The organism is Pantoea sp. X-Soil-ISGK-275 (assembly GCF_059730795.1).
In genome coordinates, this window is record NZ_AP035976.1 from 2,486,897 (window position 1) to 2,502,702 (window position 15,806).

General features: G+C 56.0%; 17 protein-coding genes and 1 pseudogene. 8 read left to right on the top strand and 10 right to left on the bottom strand.

Going from position 1 to position 15,806, the window contains the following annotated elements; translation table 11 throughout:
• Positions 1–16 precede the first annotated feature (16 nt).
• On the bottom strand, positions 17–1,255 hold the full coding sequence (locus tag AC6I8A_RS11655; RefSeq protein WP_497818529.1) for an MFS transporter: 1,239 nt from the start codon (positions 1,253–1,255) through the stop codon (positions 17–19).
• 213 nt (positions 1,256–1,468) lie between these two features.
• On the opposite strand from AC6I8A_RS11655, the gene AC6I8A_RS11660 reads away from it, so the two are divergent.
• Entirely contained in the window at positions 1,469–1,858 is a 390-nt protein-coding gene (locus AC6I8A_RS11660) for a cupin domain-containing protein (RefSeq protein WP_497818951.1), read from the top strand.
• Here the strand turns inward: AC6I8A_RS11660 and AC6I8A_RS11665 are convergent.
• A complete protein-coding gene (locus tag AC6I8A_RS11665) occupies positions 1,855–2,529 on the bottom strand; it encodes a GntR family transcriptional regulator (protein ID WP_008107597.1) in 675 nt (224 codons plus the stop codon). The two genes, AC6I8A_RS11660 and AC6I8A_RS11665, sit on opposite strands and share 4 nt — an antisense overlap.
• Before the next feature lie 115 nt (positions 2,530–2,644).
• On the opposite strand from AC6I8A_RS11665, the gene AC6I8A_RS11670 reads away from it, so the two are divergent.
• Genes AC6I8A_RS11670 through AC6I8A_RS11685 form a run of 4 tightly spaced genes read left to right on the top strand, consistent with a single transcriptional unit; the run spans position 2,645 to position 6,621 of the window.
• Complete coding sequence (locus AC6I8A_RS11670) at positions 2,645–3,325, top strand: DUF2848 domain-containing protein (RefSeq protein ID WP_479487151.1); 681 nt, start codon at positions 2,645–2,647, stop codon at positions 3,323–3,325.
• An 8-nt stretch (positions 3,326–3,333) separates the two neighbouring features.
• Entirely contained in the window at positions 3,334–4,677 is a 1,344-nt protein-coding gene (locus tag AC6I8A_RS11675; protein ID WP_497818530.1) for an amidase, read from the top strand.
• A 2-nt stretch (positions 4,678–4,679) separates the two neighbouring features.
• Complete coding sequence (locus AC6I8A_RS11680) at positions 4,680–5,315, top strand: hypothetical protein (protein WP_497818531.1); 636 nt, start codon at positions 4,680–4,682, stop codon at positions 5,313–5,315.
• On the top strand, positions 5,308–6,621 hold the full coding sequence (locus tag AC6I8A_RS11685; RefSeq protein ID WP_222233300.1) for an MFS transporter: 1,314 nt from the start codon (positions 5,308–5,310) through the stop codon (positions 6,619–6,621). The genes AC6I8A_RS11680 and AC6I8A_RS11685 overlap by 8 nt, the downstream gene beginning before the upstream one ends.
• Before the next feature lie 77 nt (positions 6,622–6,698).
• On the opposite strand, the gene AC6I8A_RS11690 is transcribed toward AC6I8A_RS11685, so the two are convergent.
• Positions 6,699–6,902 carry a hypothetical protein gene (locus AC6I8A_RS11690; RefSeq protein WP_101764092.1) on the bottom strand — a complete coding sequence of 68 codons (204 nt, stop codon included), beginning with the start codon at positions 6,900–6,902 and terminating at the stop codon, positions 6,699–6,701.
• 61 nt (positions 6,903–6,963) lie between these two features.
• On the bottom strand, positions 6,964–7,581 hold the full coding sequence (locus AC6I8A_RS11695) for a TetR/AcrR family transcriptional regulator (protein WP_372340033.1): 618 nt from the start codon (positions 7,579–7,581) through the stop codon (positions 6,964–6,966).
• 297 nt (positions 7,582–7,878) lie between these two features.
• On the opposite strand from AC6I8A_RS11695, the gene AC6I8A_RS11700 reads away from it, so the two are divergent.
• Entirely contained in the window at positions 7,879–8,088 is a 210-nt protein-coding gene (locus AC6I8A_RS11700) for a CsbD family protein (RefSeq protein WP_008107582.1), read from the top strand.
• A gap of 43 nt (positions 8,089–8,131) precedes the next feature.
• Here AC6I8A_RS11700 and AC6I8A_RS11705 read toward each other — a convergent pair whose 3' ends face one another.
• From AC6I8A_RS11705 to AC6I8A_RS11725, 5 genes and pseudogenes are all read right to left on the bottom strand, one after another.
• Positions 8,132–8,410, bottom strand: a complete 279-nt coding sequence (locus tag AC6I8A_RS11705) for a hypothetical protein (protein WP_265297703.1) — start codon at positions 8,408–8,410, stop codon at positions 8,132–8,134.
• Between the two features lie 194 nt (positions 8,411–8,604).
• Positions 8,605–9,048, bottom strand: a pseudogene (locus AC6I8A_RS11710) (aldo/keto reductase); the annotation flags it as partial.
• A 118-nt stretch (positions 9,049–9,166) separates the two neighbouring features.
• Positions 9,167–9,985 carry an alpha/beta hydrolase gene (locus tag AC6I8A_RS11715; RefSeq protein WP_497818532.1) on the bottom strand — a complete coding sequence of 273 codons (819 nt, stop codon included), beginning with the start codon at positions 9,983–9,985 and terminating at the stop codon, positions 9,167–9,169.
• Positions 9,986–10,014: 29 nt separating this feature from the next.
• Positions 10,015–10,659, bottom strand: coding sequence for a carboxymuconolactone decarboxylase family protein (locus tag AC6I8A_RS11720; RefSeq protein ID WP_479487154.1), 645 nt, complete (start codon positions 10,657–10,659; stop codon positions 10,015–10,017).
• Positions 10,660–10,677: 18 nt separating this feature from the next.
• A complete protein-coding gene (locus AC6I8A_RS11725; protein ID WP_497818533.1) occupies positions 10,678–11,889 on the bottom strand; it encodes a multidrug effflux MFS transporter in 1,212 nt (403 codons plus the stop codon).
• 194 nt (positions 11,890–12,083) lie between these two features.
• Here AC6I8A_RS11725 and AC6I8A_RS11730 point away from each other — a divergent pair, with 194 nt between their 5' ends.
• A complete protein-coding gene (locus tag AC6I8A_RS11730; protein WP_497818534.1) occupies positions 12,084–13,064 on the top strand; it encodes a GlxA family transcriptional regulator in 981 nt (326 codons plus the stop codon).
• A 78-nt stretch (positions 13,065–13,142) separates the two neighbouring features.
• Complete coding sequence (gene gap / locus AC6I8A_RS11735) at positions 13,143–14,153, top strand: type I glyceraldehyde-3-phosphate dehydrogenase (protein ID WP_436331976.1); 1,011 nt, start codon at positions 13,143–13,145, stop codon at positions 14,151–14,153.
• A gap of 43 nt (positions 14,154–14,196) precedes the next feature.
• Here gap and phoA read toward each other — a convergent pair whose 3' ends face one another.
• Positions 14,197–15,603: an alkaline phosphatase gene (gene phoA, locus AC6I8A_RS11740; RefSeq protein ID WP_497818535.1), complete on the bottom strand. Its 1,407-nt coding sequence runs from the start codon at positions 15,601–15,603 to the stop codon at positions 14,197–14,199.
• Between the last annotated feature and the right edge of the window lie 203 nt (positions 15,604–15,806).

Below are 15,806 nucleotides of genomic sequence, written 5' to 3' on the forward strand. Positions count from 1 at the left end.
GTACACCTCCAGTCAATCAAACCTCTTCATCCCGATATTTAAAGGTGAAGAGGAAAAGAACGGCGATCGCTGCCGCCGCAATCGCGGGGATCCACCAGAATGTTGCCCAGTTTTGCGCCGTGCCCTGTCCGGCAATCAGGCGGTTGTAGAGCGCGCCGGAAATCTGCGAGCCCAGCAGCATGCCGATACCGTAGGTGAACATCACCACCATGCTTTGCGCCTGCCCTTTCACTTTTTGCCCCGCGATACGGTCGGTGTAGATAAAGCCCACCACGAAAAAGAAGTCGTAACAGACACCGTGCAGCAGAATGCCCATGTAGATCAGTGCGCGGCTTTCATCGTTCATGCCCATGGCGAACAGCGCGTAACGCACAAACCACGCCACCATGCCGACCAGCAACATGTATTTGACGCCGAGGCGGCGGAACAGCAGCGGGATCACCAGCATGAAGAAGATTTCCGACATCTGACCAAAAGACATCGCGGTACTGACGTTACTCACGCCCGCATCCGCCAGCCAGGACGCGGTGTAGGCGTAATAGGTGCCGAGCGGGATGGAGATCAAGGTGGCGCAGAGCGCAAAGACGAAGAAGTGGCGAATTTTCAGCAGCGAGAAGGCATCCGCGCAGAACAGATCGCGCACTTTTAACGGCATGCCTTTCGCCGGTGCTGGCGTATGCGGCAGCGTCAGGCTGTAGATCGCTAACGCCACGGAACAAATCGCGGCCAGAGTGAAAATCCCGGTGCTAGATGCGATGCCGGTGACACCAATAAAGATGCCCGCCACAATCCAGCCAATGGTGCCAAACACCCGTACTACCGGAAAACTTTTGTCACTGCTGGCCAGGCTGTGAAAGGCGATGTTGTTGGAGAGCGCCAGCGTCGGCATAAAACAGAGCGTATAGCCAAACAGCAATCCGATCAGCAGCGCACCGTTTTCGGCCACCAGCGCGGCCGGGACAAACCATAAGATCACCGCGCCCGCCAGGTTCATCACCGCCATCACCTTCTGCGAAGGAAAGAAGCGGTCAACCAACATGCCCAATACAAACGGCGACAGAATTGAGGCGATCGGCCCCGCCGAAAAGGCGTCACCAATCAGTAATGACATGTTGTGTTGCGTCATCACCAGCCCGAGCGTAACGGACCAACTTCCCCAAATGAAAAACTGCATGAACATCATTAACGACAAGCGGGGAATCAGCAGACGCTGCTGTCTCACCGCGATCTCAGAACCTGTAGTTGTCGAAACCATGCTGACCTCACGCCAAAAGAAATCGATTACATTCCACAGAGAAGCTTAAAGTAATCGATTACTTTAAGCAGATCTTGATGTCCGATCACAATTCTTTTACAGGCGTCTCGGCCTTGATCGATCGAATTGTATTGGAAGTGAGCGTGCGCGCAGCCTTGCAGATTTGCACTATCCTGTGCGGGAGAGATTTTAATGACTATTCAGGGGAATAAGATGAAAGGTGCCGATAACGAGCATGAAAACAGTGCGGAAACGCTGCTGCAAAGCGGGCAAGCATGGAACGGCCAGCATATTGAATACTATCCCGCCGGTAAGCCCGAGATCACCGTGATGAAGATGACGATTCCTGCGCATTCCGAGCTGCCATGGCATACGCATCCGATGCCGAATACCGCGTATATTTTATCGGGTTCGCTCACCATCGAGGACAAAGCCAGCGGCGAGACTAAAACCTTCAACACAGGCGAAGCCTTTAATGAATCCATCGACATTGCCCATCGCGGCTTCACCACGGATAAGCCTGCCGAGCTGATCATTTTCTATGCCGGGGTTGCAGGCATGGATCTTTCCATTCCGCTGCCTGGCGAAGAAGCGGAGTATTAATTATTCAGCAGCGCCTGCTTAAACGAATAGATATGCACCCGCGCCGCCTCCTCCGCCTGTTCGGCATTTCCCTGCTCCAGCGCGGCAATGATCGCTTCGTGTTCGGCGATCACTTCGTTCATGTGCGCAGCGCTGGAAAGCGTAGTCGCCCAAAAGCGCTGCGCCTGCGCATGGATAATGCTGAGAATATCGGCCAGACGACCATTGGCGGCGATATCCGCCAGCACCTGATGAAATTCACGGTCCAGCAGCATCATCTGTTCGCGATCGCGTGAAGCGCTGGCATGAGCAATGCGCTGATTCATCTCCCGCAAATAGGCGATCTGCGCCGCATTGACCCGCTGCGAGGCCAGCCGCAAGCACAGCGCCTCATTCACCAAACGCACCTCGATTAACTCCAGCGCATCGTCAATCGATAGCGGCGATACCATCACGCCCTTGCGCGGGATGATCTGCAACAGCCCTTCCGTCTCCAGCCGATGCACCGCCTGATTCACCGGCGTTCTGCCCATCTCAAGGTCATCCATCACCTGCGCGATATTGAGATAGTCGCCCGGTTTGTAGCGCAGCGTGATCAGCCGGTGTTTGAACGCCAGATAGGCGCGCTCATTAAGCGAAATGCTCTTCGGTGTCGTCGGCGAGCTCACATTTTCAGCCATCACATTACTCATCGCGCAAATCCTTATTAGGTAACTGAGACATATTACACAAAAACCTGGCATGAAAATGGCTAGATTGAAATCACAGTGAAATTTCACACGCATTTCTCAACTGGAGATCTATCCCATGCAATTACGGTTTACGACAGATTACGCCGATGCGGCACTGCTGGATGTTGAGGTTAATCAACTTGTTATCGCGGGCTGGGTTGGACGCGATCAGGAAGCGGTGCTGCACCATATCAGGGAACTCGAAGCGCTCGGCGTGCCCGCTCCTGGTGCAGTGCCGCTGTTTTACCGCGTCGCGACCAATCAATTAAGTCAGCAAACGCAGCTGGAAGTGGTCGGCGATCAAACATCTGGTGAAGCCGAACCCTTTGTGTTTTTCCATCGCGGCGAATATTGGGTTTCGCTGATTTCCGATCACACCGATCGTCATCTGGAAACCTTCAGCGTGGCGCTATCGAAACAGGCGTGCATTAAACCGGTTGCCGGTCACGCGTGGCGCATGTCCGAAGTCAAAGCGCACTGGGATCAACTGGAGCTGCGTGCCTGGATCAACGTCAACGGAGACTGGGTAACTTATCAGCAAGGCGCCCTCGCCTCTTTGCTGACACCACTTGATCTGCTAAGCCGCTATTTTTCCACGGGCCAGGTCGAGGAAGGTTTTGCCATGTCGTGCGGCACGCTCAGCGCCATCGGCGGGATTCGTCCTGCGAGTGAATTCCGCATGGCGCTGCACGATCCGGTGCTGAACCGCACGCTAGAACACACCTATATCACTGGCTCGCTGCCGGTTATCGCCTGAGGTTTCCTATGACAACGTTATGGCAAGCGAGCCAGCAGCTGCTCGCCGGGCAAATCAGCCCTGAAACCCTGACCCAGGATGCGCTGCGTGCCATCGCAGCGGAAAGCGGAGAAGGCAAGCGCGTCTTCACTAAGGTGTATTCCGATGCTGCACGTCAGCAAGCGGCACAAGCCAGCGCGCGCTGGCAGCAGCAACAGCCGCGCAGCGCGATTGATGGTCTGCCTGTCAGCATTAAAGATCTGTTCGATGTCGCCGGAGAAGTGACCACCGCCGGTTCCCGCTTGCTGAGCAACGCCAGTGTAGCCAAGGCGAATGCCAGCATAGTGGATCGCTTAAAGCAGGCCGGTGCCGCCATCGTTGGCAAAACCAATATGAGCGAGTTCGCCTTCACCGGCCTCGGCGTTAATCCGCATTACGGTACGCCCGTCAATCCGTGGCAGCGCGCGCAGCAGCGCATTCCTGGCGGTTCCTCTTCCGGTGCGGTGGTGGCGGTGAGCGATGGCATGTGCCTGGCAGCGGTCGGCACCGATACCGGCGGCTCGGTGCGCATTCCAGCGGCGCTGTGCGGCTTAACCGGTTTTAAACCCAGCGCCAGCCGCATCGCTCAACGCGGAACACTGCCGCTGGCGGCGTCGCTCGACAGCATCGGCGTGATCGCCCACGACGTGCGCAGCTGCTGGCTGCTCGATAGCGTGATCGCCGATCAACCGCTGCAGATTGATGAGCGGAATCTGTCGGAGGCACATTTCGTCATCCCGCAGACGCGGGTGCTGGCTGGCCTTGACGAACACGTCAGCGCCGCCTGGCTGCATGCGCTTGATTTGCTACGCGCGCAGGGCGTGAAAATCACCGAGCTGCCGCTGCAAGAGCTGGCGGAACTCGACACCATCAACGCGCGCGGCGGCATTACCGCGTGGGAAGCCTGGCAATGGCATCAGCATTACGCTCAATCCCAGCCGGAAGCTTACGATCCGCAGGTTCTGACGCGCATTCAACGCGGCAGTTTGCTGAATGGAGAGGATGCCGCCGAACTTTACCAGCTGCGCGCCAACTGGAAACAGCGCGTCGAGCAGGCGGTTGCGCGCTTCGACGGCATATTGATGCCAACGGTGCCGCTGATTGCGCCGACGCTGGCCGAGCTCGAGGATCCCGCGCGTTATATGCAGGTCAATCTGCTGATGCTGCGCAACACCAGCGTGATCAACATGCTGGATGGCTGTTCAATTTCTCTGCCTTGTCATCAGCCCGGCGCTGCGCCGGTTGGCCTGATGCTCTCTTCCACCCATGGCAACGATGCTGCATTACTCAGCTGGGCTGCCGCGATTGAAACCACCCTGAAACGGAGTAGCTGATCATGACTCAACCCCACGGCATGCTGTTTGTCGCCACCAATATCGATGCTGCAGATGAAGCGGATTTCAACCAATGGTACGACCACGAACACGTTGAAGAGCGCGTGGCGATCAGCGGCTTTCTTAGCGGTACGCGTTATCAGGCGGTGAATGCCGAACGCAAATACCTCGGCCTGTACGAAACCACATCACTGGAAGCCTTTACCAGCGCGGATTATCACGCCGCCTTCACGCGCCAGACCGCATGGTCGGTGAAGAATCTCAACAAGATGGTCAATCCGATGCGCCGCGTGTGCGCCATCTCCCATCAGCATGGACAAGGCACTGGCAGCCATCTGGCGGTGCTAACGCTGAAAGCAGGTACAGATGTTGCATCGCTGGGTAACTGGCAAAGCAGCGTGCAGCACACGCCGGGCTACATCGCCTCACGTTTGATGACGCCTGACACCACGCTGAGCTCGCCGCTGCCACGTGAAAACAGCGCAACGCGACCGATGCATCCGATGCTGCTGCTGATATGCCGAGACGCGCAGGTGTGTAAAACCCTCGCCGCCGACGCCGCGCAGGCGCTTAACGCGGATGTACAACTCTACTCCCTCAGCTGGCAGTTAACCAAACAGGAGATGGCTCATGGCTAATACCGATTCAACGTTGCCGCACGCTTCAGGCGCGCGCGCCAGCCACAGCAAAACCGGTCGCCTTGCGGCGGCCAGCTCCATTGGAACCGCGCTGGAGTGGTATGACTTCACGGTCTACAACATCATGGCGGCGCTGGTGTTTAACCACGTGTTTTTCCCCAGCTTCGATCCGCTGGTCGGGACCATTCTGGCGTTTTCCACCTATGCGGTCGGCTACATCTCCCGTCCGGTGGGCGGCTTTATCTTTGGTCATCTCGGTGATGTTGCCGGGCGTAAAGCGGTATTGATCACCACATTAGTGATTATGGGCGTCACCACCGCGCTGATGGGCCTGCTGCCCGGCTATGCGGTGTGGGGCATCTGGAGTCCGGTGCTGTTGGTGGCCTTGCGCTTTATTCAGGGCATTGCATTAGGCGGCGAATGGGCCGGTGCGGTGTTGCTGTCGATGGAGCATGGCGATGCCAACAAGCGTGGCCGTAACGCCTCGTTTGCGCAGGTGGGTCCATCGTGCGGGACCTTGATTGGCACCGGATTTATCACGCTGGTGACGGTGGCCTTGAGCGGCGAGCAGTTTCAGGAGTGGGGATGGCGCATTCCGTTCCTGCTGAGTCTGCTGCTGGTGATGTTTGGTTTATGGCTGCGGCGCGGCGTGGAAGAGACACCGACCTTTGTCGCGATGCAGCAGGCGGAGAAAACCACCCATACGCCGCTGAAAGAGGTGTTTGTGCGCTATCCGCGCGAGCTGCTGATCGCGGGCGGTTCACGCATTGGCTCTGACGTGCTGTATGCGCTGGTGGTGGTATTCACTCTCACTTACGTCACCACTGTGCTGCAGCTGCCGCGTCCGCTGGCGTTGATGGCCACCATGCTCGGTGCGATCGGCAATGCGATCACGGTACCGATGTTTGGCGCGCTCTCCGACAAACTCGGCCGTCGCCCGGTTTACATTGCCGGTGCGCTGCTGGCCATTGTCTGGTCGTTTGTATTCTTTGTGCTGCTGGATAGCTCACAGCCGGTGCTGATCGTGCTGGCGGTGATTGGCGGCTTGCTGATTCACGCGGTGATGTATGGACCGCAGGCGGCGTTTGTCACCGAACAGTTCCCCAGCCACGTACGCTACGCCGGATCGTCACTGGCTTACACGCTGGCGGGCATCATCGGCGGCGGCTTTGCGCCCTTGATCATTACAACCTTGTACAAAGAGATGGGCAGCACGCTGTGGGTATCGCTGTATGTCAGCCTGGCGTTGCTGATCACGCTGTTTGCGCTGTGGAAGGCGAAAGAGACCGCGCATCGCCCGCTTTAATTATTAAATGGCTGTTTGGCGAGGGATTGCCAGACTTCAGCAGAGGGGAACAACAAGGCGCGGCACGCGCGACCTTATTAGTGCAGTTTTTTCGCCAGGATACGAATGGCTTTCTCGCAGGCAACTTTGGTTTTGCTATCAGTGGAACGCAAACTCAGGCGATACAACGCGCCAATAAGTTCCTGAACGGTAAGCGCTTCATCAGGACGAAGGATACGTGTCACCACCCTTCCCACCAATGCGCGAATCTCTTCCGTAATATCTGAATCTTCGTCTTTCACTTGCCCTCCGGCTTTACGCTTCGCTTATTTAGGAAGTATCCGCCTCCTAATTAGACAAATTTTAGTCCAGCAGCTTCATTACTAACTTGATGGTCTCAGGTTCATCTTTTACATCCGTGATCTTGCCCACAACGCGCATGCCAAAGGCGATACAGAGGATCAATCCGGCGGCGGTATCGACATCCAGATTGGGCGTTACCGATCCATCTTCCTGGCCCTGCTTAAGTAACGAGGCAAGGAAGTTTTTATTGCGTATGACCGCTTCACTCACCAGTTGCGAGAGATCGTCATCCAGCACCTGTAGCTCCACCGCGCTGCCCACCACTAAACAGCCGGTGCGACCTTCCACCGCCCGCGCGGAATCGAGGTAAAACTGCAGCAGCTCGCTGAGCTTCTCGCGGCCCGTGGTGAACTGCGCCAGACGCTGACGCAGATCGGCATTGCGCACCGAAAGGTAGCGTTCAAACACCAGCAGAAACAGGCTGCGCTTATCTTTGAAAGCCTTATAAATGCTGCCCGCTGTCAGCCCCATCGCCTCGCCCAAATCATTCAGTGAAGCGGCATGAAAACCCTTTTGACGAAAAACGATCATGGCTTTGTCCAGAGCCTGTTCGATATCGAACTCTCTAGGGCGGCCACGCTCTCTGCTTTTCGTGTCGATGGTTGGCGTTTTGCTCATAGCGGATGGCATTGGGTAATGCGGGTTTCCAAAAGTTGACGGAAATGTCTTATCGGCGGTTACTATATCGCAACAAACCATTGCCTGTATAGCCAGGTAAACATAACGCCTTATAGAGCAATGAGTTAGCTTGTAAAGCCTGACTTTATCACCGCTCCACCTCACGCAATTTCAAATCTTCGAGTTAGCTCACAGCCCTGCCAGGCAAATCGCAAATCCTGTGCCAGGATTAATTCACCCGCTGGCATCAGGCCAGCAAAGGGGAGCACACAGTAACCACTAACCAGGGAGTTCGACATGAACGAAGATCGTATTAGCGGCAACTGGAAGCAGTTCAAAGGGAAAGTGAAGGAAAAATGGGGCGACCTGACTGATGATGATATGACCGTGGTCGAGGGAAAACGCGATCAGCTGGTCGGTAAAATCCAGGAACGCTACGGTTATGAAAAAGACCGTGCGGAGAAAGAAGTCAAAGAGTGGGAAGATTCGAATAAGTTCCACTGGTAAATCCTGACGTTATGCCGGACAACCCGTGTCCGGCATGCAACCATCAGTGCTTGGTGGAGTCATCCGCCGCGACGATTTTAGCCCTAAAGCTCATCACGTTTTCTTCAGATTTCTCAGCGTTGTCGGCTGTGCTGCTGCTCTTGACCAACTCTAAAGCCAGTCGGGCAACCCGCACATCTTCCGCCGTATCACCGGCATGAATCATCTTCTCTAATTGCGCGAGTAGCGTGGTGCGCGAGACCGGTGCATCCTGATTAAATAATTCAAGCACGGCATCACCAATCGCAATGTCGCATAGCTGTTTATCATTACTGTTTTTCATGGGCTCTCTGTAACCGTCTAAACCAATCCTGGCCGGAGGATCCTGACGTGGCTGAGCATACCCATTGAGAAAAAAACGTCAAATATAAAAAATGTCGATGCAATCGAAAATGCATCGACATGAAGCGCCAGGCATTAAACGTCGAGTTTGCGGCCTGTCAGCCACTCCACCATCGCGGGATCGCGGTGCGAGAAGAAGGCGATGAGATCCGCCAGACGATCCGGCTGGAAGTTGCTGACACCAATCGCTTTGATCTTACCCGCCTGCTGCAACTCTTCCATCGCCCGCCACGCGCCGTGCACATCGCCGTACGGCTGGTGAATCAGATAGAGATCGACATAATCCATCTGCAAGCGATTGAGTGAGCGCTCAAACTGCGCCTTGGCACCTTCATAATTCGTGTCCTGCAGCCATAATTTGGTAGTGACGAACAGCTCATCGCGCGCGATGCCGCTCTGCTTAAGGGCATTGCCGACCTGAGTTTCGTTTTGGTAGGAGGCGGCGGTATCGATCAGGCGATAACCAGTTTCAATGGCGTCGATCACCGCACGCTCGCACTCGGCGGCATCGGTCATCTGAAACACACCAAAGCCCAGCAGAGGCATATCGAGGCCGTTATTGAGTTTTACAGTGTGCATGGCGTTATCCTTTTGAGAGTTTCCAAAAGCATAACGCCCCAGCATTGATTTGGTCAGACCCGGTAATCAGCTAGGGTTTATTAGTTGTATTCATCAATCCATAAACCCTGCCGTTGAGCTATTGCAGATGCTTCTGCTGCAAAAAATGGCTGACCTGATCGGCGATCTGTACGTTATTCAGGTCGGAGAACGGGAAATGAGTGTTGCCTTTAATGCCGATTTCCGGCGGGTGAATCACCTGCACATCGCCACCGTGTTTATTCACCACATCTCGCCACTGGCGCGCCATTGCCAGCCTTACGCGCCAGCTGTCCTGCGAATGGGTAAACAGAATAGCGGGACCGCTTTTATCGACCACGGCGGAGAGCGCATCCGAAATCACATTGACGTCAAACGACCCGGTATTGGGCGTCATCTGGCGGAAGTATTGGTTCAGCGCCTCTTTGTCCTGTGAGAACTGCACGCCTTTGAAGAAGGTGGGCCACACGCCTAGACGGAACTGATTGAACCACAGCTGCTCATCCGGTTTCGGTGTTAGCGTGCTCTCCACCGTGCTGCGACCGGCGCTACCGCGACGCGGCTGATCAACCAGATAGGTGGCAAATCCGCGCCGTAGAAAGAGGTTCTGGAACCCTTCGCGCCCATCCGGCGTGCTTTCCCAGGTGCGGGAAAACTGCCCGGCGCCGTGCAGCATCACGATGGGATATTTATGCGCATGTGGCGGAATTTGATAAAACACCGCCGCGTGATCGCCATGATAGGTCTGGCCTGCAGGATCCAGCGGCTTTTTGGCATCAAATTGTCCCGGCGCGGTGATTACCGTGCCGCCCGCCGCAAAACTACCTTGTTCCTGAATCACTAAAGGTTCCGCCTGTGCGGCGGCGATAAAGCTGGTCGCCAGCAGACAGATGCTCCAGATTTTAAGCGTATTTTTCAACAATCTTTCCCCTCTAATCAACAGCTAACCTAGATTGCCAGCAATGCGCATTCCGCGCGTTCCGCCGCCGCAATTTCCCCATTGGCACGCAACAGGTTCGCCAGCTGCTGCAACTGGCCGCGCGTGATGCCTACGCGCAAGCTGGCGCGCGTATGTGACAGCAGCTGCGATTCTGCGCCCGGTGTGGCGGCCAATGCGCCAACTGTCGCCAGCTCGCGGCTTTGCCAGTCAAGATTGTCACGAGCAAAAATATCGCCAAACAGATGGGTTTGCAGGAACTGGTTGATCACCGGTGCGAAGTCGAAAAGTGGTCCTTGCACCGGCGCGCCAGAAATTTTGGTCTGGTTATCTGTGCCCAGCTGACGCAGCGCATCGCCCACCGGCACCGGCTGCACCGGCTCTTTGCCCACTTCATCCCTGATACCGCGCTGCTTGCGCGCTTCCGTGACTTTCATCAGCGCGCTCAGCGCATTGAGACTACGCGGGAAACCGGTATAGGCATACAACTGCACCAGGATCTCTTTGGCTTCGTTTACCGTTAATCCGGCGTCCAGCCCCTGATTAAGTGCGCCATCCAGTTTTTCCATATTGCTGGTTGCCATAAACGCCGCCATCAGCGGAATGGCTTGTTGACGTGCCGAGAGCGTCTCGGGCTGCATTGTTGATGTATTCATATGAAGGTTTTCCTCGTTTCAGTGGTGCGACTTTGCCGTGGCGGCGGTGATCGCCATGACCGCACTCGCCACGGTAAACAGCGCGATAATCCAGCCCATGGTCCACGGCGTGCCGTCGCTTAACAGCGCCAGCAGCAACGATGAGATGATGCCGCTGCCGTATTGCAGCGAGCCAATCAGCGCCGAGGCGGAACCCGCCATATTCGGCACCGTATCCATCGCTGCCGCAGTTGAAGTGGCGGCGATGATGCCGTTCATCGAGAAGAATACGAACACCGAGAGAATGATCATCACGATGCCGCCGAACTGCAGTTTGCTGCAGAGCGCGAGGATCAGCGCCGCCACGGTGGCGGTTAACACCGCACACTTCAGCAGCGACTCAAGCGGATAGCGATGCACTAAACATCGGTTGACCATGCTCACCGCCATCAAACCCACCACGTTGACCGCAAACAGCCAGCCATAGTGCTGCGCATCAATGCCGAAGTAAGAGATGTAGACAAAAGGCGAGCCGGTAATAAAGGCATAGGCCGCAACGTAATAGCACGCCACGCACAGGGTAAACCGCATGAAATGGCGATTTTTCAGCAGTGCGAAATAGTTGCGAAACGCGCCTGGCAGCGAGGCTTTCACCCGTTTCTCCGGCGGCAAGGTTTCCGGCAACCAGCAGATCAACATCAGCATCACGCCGCCGATAGCCGCTAAAAGCCAGAAGATGGCATGCCAGGATGTCACGCGGATCATCTGCCCGCCCAACAGCGGCCCGGCAATTGGCGCAATCGCCATAATTACCATCAGCGTCGAGAGCATCTGCGCAGCACGCGAGCGAGCAAACAGATCGCGAATCATGGCGCGCGCCAGCATCGGTCCGGTACAAGCGCCTAAAGCCTGGAACACACGCCAGAACACGATGTGGGTGATGTCAGTGGAGAGCGCACAACCCACTGAGCCGATGACAAACAGTGTCAGGCCAATAAACAGCGGCGTTTTACGGCCGAAGTGATCGCTCAACGGCCCCCAAATCAGCTGGGCAATACAGAAGCCAATGAGAAATCCGGTGATGGTGAGTTCCGCATCGCCGTGCAGCTCGCGCGCCATGATCGGCATGGCGGGCAGATAGATATCCGTGGATAGCGAGGTGATCGCCATCAACGCACTCAGAATGAGAATAAACGGCAAACCGCTCGACTTGACGGTGAAGGATTGCGTACGCGTTGAGGCGTGACCCATGTTGAATTCCAGAGAGATCGAATTCCTCCATGTTAGCGGATGGTATTGTGAAGATAATGGCCTGAAATAGTATTGGGTCTATGAGGTTGATTCATTAATACGAGGTCGTCATAAATGGTGATCGGTTGTACATGGCGTTAATCCCTGCCTTATGAGACACTTGGCCTATTCCGTAAAAAAATCCATTTCACGCCATGAAAACCTTTCTGATTATTGTGCCCGACGGCGGCATGCTGTTTGAAGCGGCGGGTATCGCCGACATCCTGATGCGCGCCAATCAGCACCTTCCGGTTGGCGTTGATCAGCAACGCTATCGCGTCAGCCTCGCCACCACTCAATCGCATCAGGTGATCCACGGCCAATCCGGCCTCAATCTATTAGCCGACCTCAAACTGGCCGATCTCGATCCGCGCAGCGCGTGGGACACCATTATGATCACCGGACGCGGCGACAGCGCAGAAGAAGGCAACATGGTGGTGGATTTCATTAAGCTGGCGGCTCCGCAGGCGCGCCGCGTGGTTTCGGTGTGTGGCGGCGCGATGCTCTTAGCGGAATCCGGTTTGCTGGCGGGTCGCCGTGCCACCACGCACTGGCGCTTGCTCGATACTTTGCAGTCGCGTTATCCAGAGATTCAGGTGGAAGGCGGTCCGCTGTTTATTCAGGACGGACCGATCTGGACCTCCGGCGGCGTCAGCTCGGGCTTTGACCTAACACTGGCGCTGGTGGAAGAGGATTTCGGCTTTAGCGTGGCGCGCGACATTGCGCAGGATATGGTGATGTATTTGCGTCGTCCCGGCGGACAGATGCAGTTCAGCCGTTTTCATCTGCAAACCCCGAGCGCCATTGGCCCGATTGGTGAATTGCAGCGCTGGATCCGCGCCAACCTCGCTGACGATCTGTCGGTGGAGAAGCTGGCGGAGCGCGTTGCCATGAGCCCGCGCAACTTCACCCGCGTGTTTACCCGAGAAATCGGTGCGCCGCCCGCGCGCTATGTGGCCGAGGCGCGCCTCGCCGCCGCGCGTGAAAAGCTGGAGCAAAGCAACGACACGCTGGATCGCATCGCACAACATACCGGCTTTGGCAGCAGCATCAATTTACGTCGCAGTTTTGAGCGCCAACTGCATCTCACGCCGGGCGAATATCGCCAACGCTTTCACTGCAGAAAATTGGCGTAAAGTGATCCTTTTTTGGCGTTTACGCCATCACACCATCGGCTTAGAGTGACTCCAGCATCCTCGGAAAAGGAGTCAATCATGACTAAGATCGGCATCAACGGCTTTGGCCGTATCGGACGTAACGTTTTTCGCGCAGCGCTGGGCAGCGATGATATTGAAATCGTCGCCATCAACGACCTCACCGACAGTAAAACCCTCGCGCATCTGTTGAAACACGATTCCCTGCTCGGCAGGCTGCCGGCAGAAGTGGAAGCAGGCGAAGGCGAATTGCGCATTGATGGCAAAGCAGTGCGCGTGTTCAGCGAGCGCGATCCGGCGAATATTCGCTGGCGCGATGTCGGCGTGGATATCGTGATTGAAGCCACCGGCTTCTTCACCGAACGTGACAAAGCCGCCGTGCACATCACCAGCGGTGGCGCGAAACGCGTGATTATCTCCGCGCCGGGCAAGAACGATGACCTGACAATTGTGTTGGGCGTCAACGATCAGCGTTACGATCCGCAGCAGCACTTTGTGGTGAGTAACGGCAGCTGCACCACCAACGGCTTAGCGCCAGCGGCGGCGGTGCTGCATCAGGCGTTTGGTATTGAGCACGGTTTAATGAACACCACGCATGCTTATACCAACAGCCAGGTACTGCACGACCAGCCAGAGAAAGATCTGCGTGGTGCGCGGGCGGCAGCGCTGTCGATTGTTCCTTACTCAAGCGGCGCGGCGAAGGCGCTCGGTCGGGTGATTCCGGAGCTGGATGGTCGATTGACCGGCTATTCCCTGCGCGTGCCGGTGCCGGTGGTTTCGATTGTGGATTTAACCGTGACGCTGAAACGCGATGTGACAGCAGAAGAGGTGAACGACGCCTTTAAAGCGGCGGCGGCAGACGGTCCGCTGAAGGGGATTCTCGGATACAGCGACGAGCCGCTGGTATCGAGCGATTATCAGGGCGATGCCCGTTCATCGATTATAGATGGGCTTTCTACACTGGTGATTGGCGGCAATCTGGTGAAAATCCTTGCCTGGTATGATAACGAATGGGGCTTCTCTAATCGTCTGGTGGATTTAGCGCGGTTGATGGCAAAACGTGGATTGTAAGCCAGGGTCGCCATTTATGGCGACCCTTCCAACAAAAACTCCGTTACTTCAACCCCATCGCATCCTTCAGGGTAAAGAACAGATCGGTCTGGTCGGTCAAGCCGACCACGTTGGCCGCATGCGGGCCGTACGCCGCAATACGCACCTGCGTGCCGGTGTGCTCCTGCGAATCCTCTTCTGAATTGCCGTAGCTGATGGTCATCACCGCACCATCTTTGGTATTCACCGCCTGCGTCAGGCCCGGCGCTTTGGTGCCGTTTTCCACGATCTGGCTGCTGTGCGCATGATCGGCGGTCACCACCACCAACGTGTCGCCGTGCTCGCGCGCAAACGCCAGCGCCTGCTGCACCGCTTCATCCAGATCAACTGTTTCGCCAATCTGACCGCATGGATTAGCCGCATGGTCCTGCTTATCAATCGACGCGCCTTCCACCTGCAGGAAGAAGCCTTTTTCATTGGTGCTCAACAGATCGATGGCCTTTTTGGTCATCTGCGCCAGCGTTGGTACCGAAGCTGGACGCTCTTTATTCACTTCGCAGGTCACTACCGGCTTATCAATGTTGCCATGATAGCTGGCTTTCGGTCCCTGCCAGCGCACCGGCATATTGCCGTCGGCGAACAGGCCAAGCACCGGTTTATTCTGATCTGCCTGCTGAATGGCGTTCATGCCATCCAGATTATCAATCCACTGATAGCCCAGCGCTTGAGCCTGTTCGCGCAGGGTTTTGCCCTGATACTCGCCGGCTTTGGCGGTTTCGCCGAAGGATTTCGCGCCGCCGCCTAACGTAACGTCCGCACGGGTTTTCAGCATCTGCTCGGTAATCGATCCTTTACCGCCCTGCTCCAGCGCATTGGTTGGGCACAGCTCGCTGGTTTTCTCCGGGCCGTAGCATTTGCGCGAGGTGACGTGGGCGATTAACGCTGCTGGCGTGGCGTCCTGCAATTCAGCAGTGGAGACGTTGCCGGTGGCTTTACCGGCGGCTTTCGCCAGCTCAAGAATCGTTACCTGATCTTTGCCGTTCACGTCGACGCCAATCGCGCCGTTATAGGATTTGGTGCCGGTGGCCCACGCGGTGGCAGAGGCGGCGGAATCCGTCACGTAATTTGGCTTGTGGGTTTTCTTGTCTAATGAATAGTGCGTGTATTGACCGGTAAGCGGCAACGCATCAAGACCGGGAAAGAAACCGCCCGCACCACGCGCCTGATTACGCGCGGCGGTGATTTCCGAATCTCCCATGCCATCACCAATCAGCAGAATCACGTTTTTCGCGGTGCTATTGCTTAATGAAGCTTTCAGCGCTTCGGTCTGGTCGCCGGTGAGACGACGCGCGCCGCCGTGCTCAGTGAAATCGCCAGAAGCGGCGCGGGAATATTGCGCATCTTCTGCCACTGCTGATGTCGCGATCAGCGAAGCCAGCAGCGTAACCGTAAAGAGAGGTATCTGTTTCATTTATAAGCATCCTTATCCATAGATATAACCAAATGTTTCCGCGGACAAGTCTGCGACAGTGCGGTGACATTTTTGTGACAGAAAGGGAATGATTTGATGACAGAATCACCATGATGAGCAGGCTAACGGCAATACGCTCAGAGCTTAAGCGAATAGAACAAAAGGAGAAAATAGCACTTGACCCTTTTCAGCGATCTCCCTAT

Coding starts and splice junctions, on each gene's coding strand:
- AC6I8A_RS11695 (WP_372340033.1), bottom strand. CDS start 7,581: ATGAGCAAAACGCCAACCATCGACACGAAAAGCAGAGAGCGTGGCCGC.
- AC6I8A_RS11700 (WP_008107582.1), top strand. CDS start 7,879: ATGAACGAAGATCGTATTAGCGGCAACTGGAAGCAGTTCAAAGGGAAA.
- gap (WP_436331976.1), top strand. CDS start 13,143: ATGACTAAGATCGGCATCAACGGCTTTGGCCGTATCGGACGTAACGTT.
- AC6I8A_RS11685 (WP_222233300.1), top strand. CDS start 5,308: ATGGCTAATACCGATTCAACGTTGCCGCACGCTTCAGGCGCGCGCGCC.
- AC6I8A_RS11665 (WP_008107597.1), bottom strand. CDS start 2,529: ATGAGTAATGTGATGGCTGAAAATGTGAGCTCGCCGACGACACCGAAG.
- AC6I8A_RS11660 (WP_497818951.1), top strand. CDS start 1,469: ATGAAAGGTGCCGATAACGAGCATGAAAACAGTGCGGAAACGCTGCTG.
- AC6I8A_RS11655 (WP_497818529.1), bottom strand. CDS start 1,255: ATGGTTTCGACAACTACAGGTTCTGAGATCGCGGTGAGACAGCAGCGT.
- AC6I8A_RS11680 (WP_497818531.1), top strand. CDS start 4,680: ATGACTCAACCCCACGGCATGCTGTTTGTCGCCACCAATATCGATGCT.
- AC6I8A_RS11675 (WP_497818530.1), top strand. CDS start 3,334: ATGACAACGTTATGGCAAGCGAGCCAGCAGCTGCTCGCCGGGCAAATC.
- AC6I8A_RS11730 (WP_497818534.1), top strand. CDS start 12,084: ATGAAAACCTTTCTGATTATTGTGCCCGACGGCGGCATGCTGTTTGAA.
- AC6I8A_RS11705 (WP_265297703.1), bottom strand. CDS start 8,410: ATGAAAAACAGTAATGATAAACAGCTATGCGACATTGCGATTGGTGAT.
- AC6I8A_RS11720 (WP_479487154.1), bottom strand. CDS start 10,659: ATGAATACATCAACAATGCAGCCCGAGACGCTCTCGGCACGTCAACAA.
- AC6I8A_RS11670 (WP_479487151.1), top strand. CDS start 2,645: ATGCAATTACGGTTTACGACAGATTACGCCGATGCGGCACTGCTGGAT.
- phoA (WP_497818535.1), bottom strand. CDS start 15,603: ATGAAACAGATACCTCTCTTTACGGTTACGCTGCTGGCTTCGCTGATC.
- AC6I8A_RS11725 (WP_497818533.1), bottom strand. CDS start 11,889: ATGGGTCACGCCTCAACGCGTACGCAATCCTTCACCGTCAAGTCGAGC.